The sequence below is a fragment of the Acinetobacter variabilis genome, from assembly GCF_000369625.1.
Classification (GTDB): Bacteria; Pseudomonadota; Gammaproteobacteria; order Pseudomonadales; family Moraxellaceae; genus Acinetobacter; species Acinetobacter variabilis.
On the sequence record NZ_KB850113.1, the window covers coordinates 1,320,447 to 1,330,728 of the forward strand.

Genomic DNA, 10,282 nt, shown 5'->3' on the forward strand with positions numbered 1-10,282 from the left:
TTTTTTGCATCGAGCTGAGCTTGTGCAAATCTGGTTAAATCTGAAGCTGTAGAGAGTACACCGCCCGCGGGTGAAAAAGGTATCAAATGTCCAGGTGGTGATTTCTTTTCATTGGGCATCAAATGCAGGCACAAGTTGCTTAGCTGCTTGATCAGGCGAGGTATAGCTATTTTTCATCTCATACTTTTTAAATACATATTCATTAAGTAACTCAGTAAAATATATTCCATATCATTCTATTTTGTGGAGCAGATCAATTCATCTAAGTTCTTGCCCTGTCTATTTCCCATTTTATACTTGTTGTTCTTAAGCTCCACTCGAACTGGTTCAAAAATTGCTTATGAATTGATAGATAGCATAGTTAATTATTCCAGAGAAATTTCTCGAAATAACTTAATAATGTTATGTACTTAGCCAATTATTATTTATTTTCCTCACTGAGACTTGGGTAACTTTTTGTTATATGACTTGTCAGCGTCTAATTGCATCATTAATATGACATGTAGGCCTAAAATAAAAGTCCGTGAAAGATAACAAAAAAAATATCAGAAATGTAATGGAGCTTAGCAATGTACTATCAATATCACTGTGCGTGCTGCGATAAAGTTGTGGAAGCTGGCCAAAAAGAATGTCATGCTTGTGGCTCACATAATATTCGCAGCCCTTATGGTTTTTGGATTTTATGTCTGGTGGCCTGTCTGGTTACTGCAATCGCTTTCAAGGTAATGCATGTTTATATCCAGTCACAGCAGCAGGAAGTGCCAGCTCAGTCATCATTATTTGATGTGCTACAACAAGATAATAAACGTCCGCGCTAATTTTCTTATCCTCCAGCAAGACCTGACTTGGATCAGGTCTTTTTTATGCAATTTTAACTTGAATATGAAACGCTGCCAGAATAGAAAATTTGAATTACAATAAGTCATCTTGCAGTGAGAAATGAAAATGGTTCAGTTAATTAAAAAAGGCGGCTTACGTGAGCGTGCCAATCGCAGTCGCAGTTATCAGGGTTCGGAAAATACTGAGGCCACCCTTAAACCGAATCGTTATCAGTCTCCAGTGCAGAAACAGGATCATCCAGTTTCTGATGCTTCCGCTGCACAGCAGCTTTCTAACGAAAACTCCTCTGTTACCCCATCGAATTAAGATTTTTAGTTCATTAGAACCAGCGCGTCATACCATAACCAGACTGCAAAAATTAGGAATAACCCGCCTGAAATCATATCGATATAACTTCCTGATCGCTGGTAAGCCTCTTTAATTTTAGGATGGGAAATTAATAGCATTAGTAAAGTAAAAGTAATAAATGTTTGCAGCGGAATAATCACTGCCAGTTGCGCTTTTAAATAATCAGAAGCTGATGAACTCAGTGCAAGTGAAAATACGCTACTGAAATAGATCAGAGTTTTAGGATTCGACAGATTAGTCAATAAACCCTGCATAAAATAACTTTTTGGTGCTTCTACCGTATTTAAATCATCTTGAGTTTGATGTCTGTTCTGAAAACTTTGCCATCCGCCTTTTAGCATGGCCCAGCCCATTTTGGCCAAAAATAACCCACCGATGACCATCAATACCTGCTGAATCCAGGAAAACTGGTCGATCAATACGGTAAAGCCTGCTAGCGTCAATACCACCCAAACTACGATCCCCGCTGAAATTCCAGCAATCACCTTTAAGGCATTCATACGTGTCGTAGAGGCTGCACTTTTTGCGATAAGTAAAATGTCAGGACCGGGGCTTAATTGAGCTACAAAATGTAGAAAACAGATGGTAAAAAGCAAAGACATTTAAAAAAAGATCAAATGGTAAAAAACTATTATAACTTTTGTTTAATGAAATTAGAAAGTTCCAATAAAAAAGCCGAATCATGAGATTCGGCTTTTTTATTGGAAGCTTGATTTTATTTCTTGTTCACATCTTTCATTTCAATTTTCTTGGCTTCCGGGGTCACTTCACGGGCTTCCCCATCAATAATGGTTGAATCTCTATGACCACCCTGCTGGTTCTGCATATCCTGCATTTGACGCATCATTTCCGCAAACGGGTTTTGACCTGCACCGCCACCGACATCGCCCATCATGCCACCCATCATTTTTTCTATCATGGCTTGCTGACGTTTCATCATCATTTTCATCATAGCTGCCTGGAAAGCACGTTGTACAGGTGGAATCAGCATTAATACCGCAAGTACATCACTAATCAAACCAGGAATCAGCAGGAAAAAGCCAGCCAAGATCTTAGGTAAATTATTCGATAATGCCGGATCTGCACTCATTTGTCCCATCTGCATTTGCTGCATTTGCGGCATAACGCCGGCCGAATATTTCCGGATTAGGTTCATACCGATAAAGAAGGCCGCCACGAACCAGAAAAATACGTACCACATGCTCCCGACAAGGTCACCCACGCCAATCCATACAAATACTTCGAGGACTAAGCCGGCCAGGATAATAAGAAATAATTTCATGAAAATTAATCTAATCTCAGTAAAATAAATATTAGGATGCTGTAATCAACTGCTTCATCAGGATCAAGCTTTTTTGATACGCTTATGTAACAATATGGGCATTATTTTATTTTTAAAGTGCAGGCATGTCATTAATTATTGGGATTGATCCCGGTTCGCGTCTAACAGGTTACGGTATCATCCAGAAAGAAGGTTCAAAACTTACTTTTGTTGATGCGGGAACGATTAGAACTGAAACAGCGGAAATGCCTGAACGTTTAAAACGAATCTTTGCCGGTGTAGAGCGGATTGTCAAATTTTACGGCCCGACCGAGGCTGCGGTGGAACAAGTGTTTATGGCACAGAACCCGGATTCTGCTCTTAAATTGGGTCAGGCACGTGGTGCCGCAGTCGCAGCCTTGGTGAATCTGGATCTGAAAGTTGCTGAATATACGGCGCGGCAGATCAAACAGTCTGTTGTGGGCTATGGCGCTGCAGACAAAGAACAGGTTCAGATGATGGTTATGCGTATTCTGAACCTGACAATCAAGCCGCAACAGGATGCTGCTGATGCACTCGCTGCTGCCATTTGTCATGCCCATGCTTCAGGCAGTATGAGTAAAATGGCCGTATTGAATGCATTGGGGGGCATGGCACGCGGACGCAGCCGGGTCAGCACTCGCCGCCGTTAATCTTCGGTTAATACTTTAAAGTCCTGAAAATCAGCGTCTTGAAGATTCAAACTCTGCTGATGTATTGCAGTGACTTTTGCACGTTGTGGTCCAGTTCTGCTGAGCTGGATCATTTTCCGAACAATCGCTTCCTTCTCAACAATGATAGCCTCAACTTCGCCTGTTTCCAGATTACGTACAAAACCCTTTAAACCTAATTGAATTGCTTGTTGTTCAAACCAGCGACGGTAGCCCACGCCCTGCACTTTGCCCTGAATGATTAAATGAATGGCCTGCATTTTTATTTTCCTTAGTGGTTCACAACCTGGTAAATGGCATGTTTCATATCTTGCGCCTGTAAGCCGCGTTCACCCTTTTCCGCCAGTACATCACCTGCAAGTGCGTGCAAAGTTACGATCTCGTGTAAATGGATATCATCTTTAAATTGGGCTTTCAAACTGGCGATCATGCCAGCAAGTACATCTCCCATTCCTCCGGTTCCCATACCGGCATTGCCTGCGGTACAAATATAAAGATCATCCTCTAAAATCAGACTACCTGAACCCTTGAGCACCCATTGTCCCTGATATTTTTGCTGGAGCTGTTTAATTGTCTGAATGCGATCTGCTTCGACTCCTGATGCTTTCATTTCTAGCAAAGTAGCCGCTTCACCCGGATGCGGTGTTGCATAAGTATGGGCATTCAAATTTTGTGGTGCTTTTGCCAGAAACCACAAGGCATCTGCATCAAGAACTGTCTCCAGTTCTGATTGCTGAATCAGGTTAAACCAGTAATTATATTGCTTCTCAGCCCAAGTATCTCGTCCTAGCCCCATACCAAAACAGACAGCGTCCACATGACGAACTAAAGCTTGGCGTTGCTCAGCATCTAGCGCATTAATATCACGCAGCATGATATTCGGAGCACGTGACAAAATGGCAGTATGATGTTTGGCATCACAAGCCACAGTGACCTTACCTGCACCGGCAGCAAAGGCTGCCTCAGCTGCCATAATGACCGCACCGCCCATATCGGCATGCCCCCCAATTACGAGCACATGCCCATAACTGCCCTTATGTCCAAAAGCTTCACGTTTAGGCAGATGAATTTGAGTCGAGGAAATTTGAGCTATCGGCACAAGTTCAGCATCGGAAGGAATAACCGAGATGACCTCTACCTTGCCGGTATATTCTTTGCCTCGTCCGGTAAATAGGCCCGCCTTTAAACCTAAAACAGTAAGACTATGATCTGCCTTAATGGCAACCGGCAAAGGCTGGCCTGTATTGGCATGCAATCCACTTGGAATATCTACTGCAATTTTGAGTCCTTGCTGGGCATTAAAGCTTTGAATAATCTGTTGCCAATTTTCATTAAGATCACGGTTCAAACCGATCCCAAATAAGGCATCAATATAAACTTCATATTGTTTCTGAAAATTAAAACCTGAATAAGTAGGTATACCGATTTGCTGAGCTTCCCCGATTGCTTGAGCCAGATCCTGTGATGGACCGGGTTCTGCTGCATAAATATCTATTTCAAAACCGGCCTGTTTTAAATATTTTCCTACCAGATAACCATCACCGGCATTATTACCCTGACCGCAACAGACAGCGATTTGAGTCAATTGCTGTTGTTCCAATAAAGGGATGAGTCGCTGCGCAATCGACCATGCCACCTGTTGCATCAAACCATAAGAACTATTTTGCTTGCCAAACCAGCGCTGCTCCCATGCTTGTATATCGCGGCTATGATAAACTTGCTGCTGCATTTCTTATTTCCTGTTTCTGGTTTATGACAATACCCGATTCCCAAGCGCAAATTCAAGTTTATCAACAAGATCCTAATGAACTGAAGGCGTGGATCAAAGCGCAGGCACGAGAGCTGGGTTTTTCTGATTGTGTCATTGCCAAACCGGATGCTCAAGCAGAATTAGTCCGTTTGCAGGAATATTTAGACCGCGGTTATCACGGTGATATGAAGTTTCTGGAAGAAAATCTGGAAAAACGTGCCAATCCCACACTGCTTATTCCCAATACCAAATCCGTGATCTGTGTACGAATGGACTATCTGGTCGATCTTCCAGAACCGCGTCTAGTGCCCTATGCACCAAATTCTGCGATTATTGCCCGTTATGCCCGTGGTCGTGATTATCATAAAACCATGCGCGGGCGCCTAAAAATGCTGGCTGCAAAAATTCGGGAAAAGGTTGGTGAATTTGAATCCCGCCCCTTTGCAGACTCTGCACCTGTATTTGAAAAATCTCTGGCCGAAAGTGCGGGCATGGGCTGGACCGGTAAACACACTTTATTAATCCATAAAAAATCCGGATCTTTTTTTGTTTTAGGAGAACTTTTTAGCTTACTGGAACTGCCCTTTGATGAGCCTGCAAGCAAACATTGTGGTTCATGCACAGCCTGTATTGATATTTGCCCGACACAGGCTATAGTTGAACCTTATATGCTAGATGCACGTCGCTGTATTGCTTATTTAACCATTGAGTATAAAGGGATCATTCCAGAGGAGTTACGTCGAGGGATTGGTAACCGGGTCTTTGGCTGCGATGATTGTCAGTTGATTTGTCCGTGGAACAGTTTTGCTCAAAAAACCAATATTGAAGATTTTCACCCCCGATATGGATTGGATCAAGTGAGTTTACTGGATCTCTGGCAATGGGATGAGGCTACATTTTTGAGCTCCACTGAAGGCAGTCCATTACGCCGTACTGGCTATCAAAGCTTTATGCGCAATATCGCGATCGGCTTGGGTAATGCACCTTTTGATCCACAGATTGTGCAGGCATTACAAGCTCAGCAGAATCAACATGATGAGATTGTACGAGTTCATATTGACTGGGCTATACAGGAGCAACTGGCAAAATCCCGGTAATTTTCAATTTTTACTTCGGTTCACATTTTCTCGTCAAAGCCTTACACAGTTACTGTGCAAGCTATGGCATAAAGGAAAAAGAATGGAAATAAAGCCGGAGGTGGATATGCAAAAGTCATCTGATACACAACATCAAAATCAGGAACAGCTTGAAGAGTTGCAACATCAACACCAGAAGCAGCAACAACAGCAACAGCAGCAGTCACAACATGGCCCGCTTGGCTCTCCAAAAAATAACCAGCACGAACAAGATGAACGTGTATTAAACAAGCAACATCGTAGTGATTTACAAAACCAGAATATTCACGGAAATCATCGTGAATAAAGCCCGATCAAGAGTTCAACAGCAAAGCCCACCTTGTGTGGGTTTTGTTTTTTCTATAAGGTCATATTTTGCTAATGAAGACGGCGATACTTTTACTTAAGATGGAGCCTGATAAATAAATATGAACAAGGATGGACAGATGAACAGTATTGATCCAATACGTAATGATTGGTCTCGTACAGAAATTGAGACCCTGTATCAACAACCTTTAATGGACTTACTCTTTCAGGCTCAACAAGTTCATCGTCAATATTTTGATGCCAATACCGTTCAGGTCAGTACCCTGCTTTCTATTAAAACCGGTAAATGCCCGGAAGATTGCAAATACTGTTCTCAGTCCGCACATTATGATTCCAAACTCGAAGCGGAAAAACGAATTGCAGTAGAAAAAGTAATTCAGGAAGCAAAAGAAGCACTGGCTTCTGGCAGTTCGCGTTTCTGTATGGGAGCAGCGTGGCGTAATCCGCATGAACGTGATATGCCCTATGTGCTGGACATGGTACGTGAAGTCAAAGCACTTGGACTCGAAACCTGTATGACTTTAGGCATGCTGAATGCCTCACAGGCAGAACGCCTGAAAGATGCTGGTCTGGATTATTACAATCACAATCTGGATACGTCACGTGAATACTATTCACATATTATCAGTACCCGCAGCTTTGATGACCGATTGGATACACTGGATCATGTGCGCCAAGCTGGCTTGAAAGTGTGTAGTGGTGGCATTGTCGGCTTAGGTGAAAGTCGCAATGATCGGATCGGTTTATTGTTTGAGCTTTCTACACTTCCGATTCACCCAGAATCTGTACCTATCAATATGCTGGTGCCAATTGAAGGCACACCGATGGCAGATGTTGAAAAACTGGATGTGATTGAATGGATTCGAACTATTGCAGTGGCCCGCATTCTGATGCCCAAAAGTTATATCCGTCTTTCGGCAGGCCGTGAATCACTGACTGACTCAGATCAGGCATTGGCATTTATGGCAGGCGCCAACTCAATTTTCTCAGGCGAAAAATTGCTAACGACTCCAAATACAGCCAAAGGTCGTGACCAACAGCTCTTTGAAAAATTGGGACTGGTAGCAGAACAACCTAAGCCAAGCATCCGCGCATTGGCGACTGATGCAATGGCAAGTTAATTGAAATAATTCAAGATGCTGAAAAGTTATGCGCAGTAATTAAAATGCCATAACTGGCATTGAGATAATCACCGATCCGGATCTGGTCTGTTCCATTGGCATGATGTACGACCAGTTTCTGCGTCAGTGCATCAAAACTAAAAGAGTCATAACAGTCCTGATGCAGACTTAACCAGTGTAAAGTGTCAGCCAGATTTTCATCTACAATATAGGTTTTGGCATGGAAATCTTTGCTCATTTAAGCCTTCTCATCATGTGGTACTGGTAATGATTTTAACGGATATGAGTTTAGATTAAATATAATGGATATAAAAAAGTGAGCATATTGCTCACTTTTTCTTTCAGTATTTTTTTAATCTCTTTGGGTACCACATTTGCGGCATTCCCAATCTGCCCCAATTTCCTCCATTTGCTGGTATTCATAAATGTGCAGACAAAATATTTTTTTTAATAATTGAAGCATTGCTAAAACTCCTGTAATTATTTTTTATCAGCTTCCTGATCTTTCTTCCTGAAACATCCATGATTTTGGTTTAAAAATCATATTATATTTATTAACATATTTTTACATTCTGTTAAATACACTTCGTCTGCTTTTAAAGTTTTCTTTCGATTCAAACATCATCATTTCATAGGTTACTGATTTATAGAAGTTATCTTTCATCAATAAGGTTTTTATAAGACAAGAAATTGAGCTTTAAACTATTCTATAGGCTATATAACGCCTGATTCAGTCAATATCAGGCTTAGAGAGATTCGAAAAAGACTGAAGATAGATTCAGGCTTTCTATAAATTCGTTCAAATAATTTTGTCGGAATCATTACAGTGTAGCTAACTACTAGCCAGAGTTTAATGCTTTTAAATTCCTTAAATTTTCTCTATAAAATTGAAATTTGAAAGCTGCTTTTTAGTTTGAAATAGATCATAAAAAAGTGAACCAGAATCTGCTTTAGTGGCAACTAAGAAGAAATGATCAAAATATTCTTCGCCTTTACCTGGAATGATCTATTACCTACTAAAAGATTTTTATAATGAATTTTTAGACCAAGCAAATTCGAATCGATATCACGCATATCTACTTCCTTTGCCTATTTTAATGTGACGAAGTCGCATCTACAGTTTTGGTATAAGGTACTTCTTCACATTATTAGATTAATATAATCATCATAAAGTTAGAAAAAGGTTTGAAATGCGACAGGTTTACATTTCTTTTGATTCTTCATAAAAACAATAATAATTACCATGGGTGTAAATCATGAATTATTGTGAGAATAAGGAATGATAACAGAGCAAAATCTGATACTACACAGACAAAAAATTGATCAGCTACGCCAAAGCAGTAGTTTATCGCTATCTCATGCTGCACAGCTAGAACAGAGCATTCGCGCTGTCGATCAAAACCCAACAGTCTAGCTGCGTGTTTTCCAGCGAACATTACATGCCATCGGTCCAAGATATGGCCTGTTATGCTGCACCCATTATTGATCCGTATTCCAAACACATTCTGGGTGTAATTGCCTTATCCACTGAATGGCAAAAGCATAATAGCTTGGTTCTACTGGCAGCAGAACGCTGTGACTCAATTATTCAATCTGCTTTACTGGAATCACAAAGACAGCGTTTATATATTCGTGCTTTTTCTGTTCCACAGGTCATTTTTAATGGTAAAGCTTTAACAATTACACCACGTCAGACTGAAATTCTTGCGATTTTAGCTTTATGTCCGCAAGGTTTAAGTCTGGATAATCTGCATCAGGCGCTCTATGGTGAACGCAAAGTGAGTATGGGTACCTTAAAAGCAGAAATGTCACAACTTAGAGATCTTTTAGGTGGCATGTTGGGTTCACGGCCTTATCGTCTACTCGCTCATGTAGAAGCCGATTTCCTGCAAACAGAACAGTCTCTGGATGCCGGTTATATCGATTCTGTTTTGAAACTATATACAGGTGTATTTTTGGCAAAGACTGAGAGTCCAGTTTTATGTGTTTGGAGGAATTGTCTGGAATTGAGACTCAGTGATGCCATTTTTAAAGCAAATGAAACGGATGTATTGCTTAAACATGTAGCTCGTTTCCCCGAAGCAATTGATACAGTAAAACGCTTGATTGAATTGATGCCAAAGAGTCAGCCAGTGCATCAGGCATTACTTAAATTTCAGGATATTTAAATATTAGCAGTTATTTAATTTTAACTTTTATGCTTATAATAAATTTTCAATTGAGCTAAAAATTAAAAAATCACTCCATACTTTAAAATTTATAATTTTGATTGCTTTTCATTTAATAAACTGCAGACAGAAATCACTTATAGCAAGATATATGATTCTATTCTTATCAAACCTACAGTCTATTATCCTGCTTCAGAATAAAAGTATTTAGTTTCTGTTTTTGAGCTAATTAAATTTTTGAAAAAAGAACAATGCCTGCTCCTTATCCCCTCAAGGATTTAGGATAAGCCAAAATGACAGTATGGGGATACGTTTTCTTGGCCCGCTTTCAAAAAGCGTGAGCAGGGTCGTAAAAAAATGTAAGTCCATCGAGTGGAGAGTTGACTTACATAGAGGCTTACAGCGCCGGTTTAAAAATTTTGACTACTTGTGCATCCCTAGCCTTATAAAATAAACATAAGGGATAAGTAAACCGTTTTTTTAATCTGTAATTTCCTAAAAGCTATGGTTTGATTCCTTCTATCATTTCTGTTTTATTACCAAAGGCCTTTACCGTAATAGAAGTATGGAATAAATCTGTAGAGAAACCTACCTACCAAAATCCTACCTTTTATGGGGTTATTCTATTTTCTAAATATACTG

The 10,282-nt window shown here is 40.4% G+C and carries 11 protein-coding genes and 1 pseudogene; 7 read left to right on the forward strand and 5 right to left on the reverse strand.

Annotated elements, in window-relative coordinates:
- Window positions 1-569: 569 nt before the first annotated feature.
- Both F897_RS12030 and F897_RS12035 read left to right on the forward strand, forming a co-directional pair.
- Window positions 570-818 (forward strand): hypothetical protein, encoded by a 249-nt coding sequence (locus F897_RS12030; RefSeq protein ID WP_004784054.1) that lies wholly within the window; start codon window positions 570-572, stop codon window positions 816-818.
- A gap of 127 nt (window positions 819-945) precedes the next feature.
- Window positions 946-1,146, forward strand: a complete 201-nt coding sequence (locus F897_RS12035) for a hypothetical protein (RefSeq protein ID WP_005236199.1) — start codon at window positions 946-948, stop codon at window positions 1,144-1,146.
- A gap of 5 nt (window positions 1,147-1,151) precedes the next feature.
- Here F897_RS12035 and F897_RS12040 read toward each other — a convergent pair whose 3' ends face one another.
- Both F897_RS12040 and F897_RS12045 read right to left on the reverse strand, forming a co-directional pair.
- Window positions 1,152-1,790: a LysE family transporter gene (locus tag F897_RS12040; protein WP_005236202.1), complete on the reverse strand. Its 639-nt coding sequence runs from the start codon at window positions 1,788-1,790 to the stop codon at window positions 1,152-1,154.
- Between the two features lie 113 nt (window positions 1,791-1,903).
- Window positions 1,904-2,470, reverse strand: coding sequence for an FxsA family protein (locus F897_RS12045; protein WP_005236203.1), 567 nt, complete (start codon window positions 2,468-2,470; stop codon window positions 1,904-1,906).
- 125 nt (window positions 2,471-2,595) lie between these two features.
- Between F897_RS12045 and ruvC the strand changes: the two genes are divergently transcribed.
- A complete protein-coding gene (gene ruvC / locus F897_RS12050; protein ID WP_004784062.1) occupies window positions 2,596-3,141 on the forward strand; it encodes a crossover junction endodeoxyribonuclease RuvC in 546 nt (181 codons plus the stop codon).
- On the opposite strand, the gene F897_RS12055 is transcribed toward ruvC, so the two are convergent.
- Together F897_RS12055 and F897_RS12060 are read right to left on the reverse strand one after the other, a co-directional pair.
- Window positions 3,138-3,419 carry an acylphosphatase gene (locus tag F897_RS12055; protein WP_005236206.1) on the reverse strand — a complete coding sequence of 94 codons (282 nt, stop codon included), beginning with the start codon at window positions 3,417-3,419 and terminating at the stop codon, window positions 3,138-3,140. The two genes, ruvC and F897_RS12055, sit on opposite strands and share 4 nt — an antisense overlap.
- A gap of 11 nt (window positions 3,420-3,430) precedes the next feature.
- The gene (locus F897_RS12060; RefSeq protein ID WP_005236207.1) at window positions 3,431-4,888 is read right to left on the reverse strand and encodes a bifunctional ADP-dependent NAD(P)H-hydrate dehydratase/NAD(P)H-hydrate epimerase; all 1,458 of its coding nucleotides are present in this window, start codon (window positions 4,886-4,888) and stop codon (window positions 3,431-3,433) included.
- A 23-nt stretch (window positions 4,889-4,911) separates the two neighbouring features.
- Here F897_RS12060 and queG point away from each other — a divergent pair, with 23 nt between their 5' ends.
- The 3 genes from queG (at window position 4,912) to bioB (ending at window position 7,472) form a co-directional block, all read left to right on the forward strand.
- A complete protein-coding gene (gene queG, locus F897_RS12065; protein ID WP_005236209.1) occupies window positions 4,912-6,006 on the forward strand; it encodes a tRNA epoxyqueuosine(34) reductase QueG in 1,095 nt (364 codons plus the stop codon).
- Between the two features lie 82 nt (window positions 6,007-6,088).
- On the forward strand, window positions 6,089-6,331 hold the full coding sequence (locus F897_RS12070; protein WP_122959122.1) for a hypothetical protein: 243 nt from the start codon (window positions 6,089-6,091) through the stop codon (window positions 6,329-6,331).
- 139 nt (window positions 6,332-6,470) lie between these two features.
- Window positions 6,471-7,472: a biotin synthase BioB gene (gene bioB / locus F897_RS12075; protein WP_005236213.1), complete on the forward strand. Its 1,002-nt coding sequence runs from the start codon at window positions 6,471-6,473 to the stop codon at window positions 7,470-7,472.
- A 10-nt stretch (window positions 7,473-7,482) separates the two neighbouring features.
- Here bioB and F897_RS12080 read toward each other — a convergent pair whose 3' ends face one another.
- Window positions 7,483-7,710, reverse strand: coding sequence for a hypothetical protein (locus F897_RS12080; protein ID WP_005236215.1), 228 nt, complete (start codon window positions 7,708-7,710; stop codon window positions 7,483-7,485).
- Window positions 7,711-8,851: 1,141 nt separating this feature from the next.
- Here F897_RS12080 and F897_RS12085 point away from each other — a divergent pair.
- Window positions 8,852-9,640 (forward strand): annotated as a pseudogene (locus F897_RS12085) (transcriptional regulator); the annotation flags it as partial.
- Window positions 9,641-10,282 lie beyond the last annotated feature (642 nt).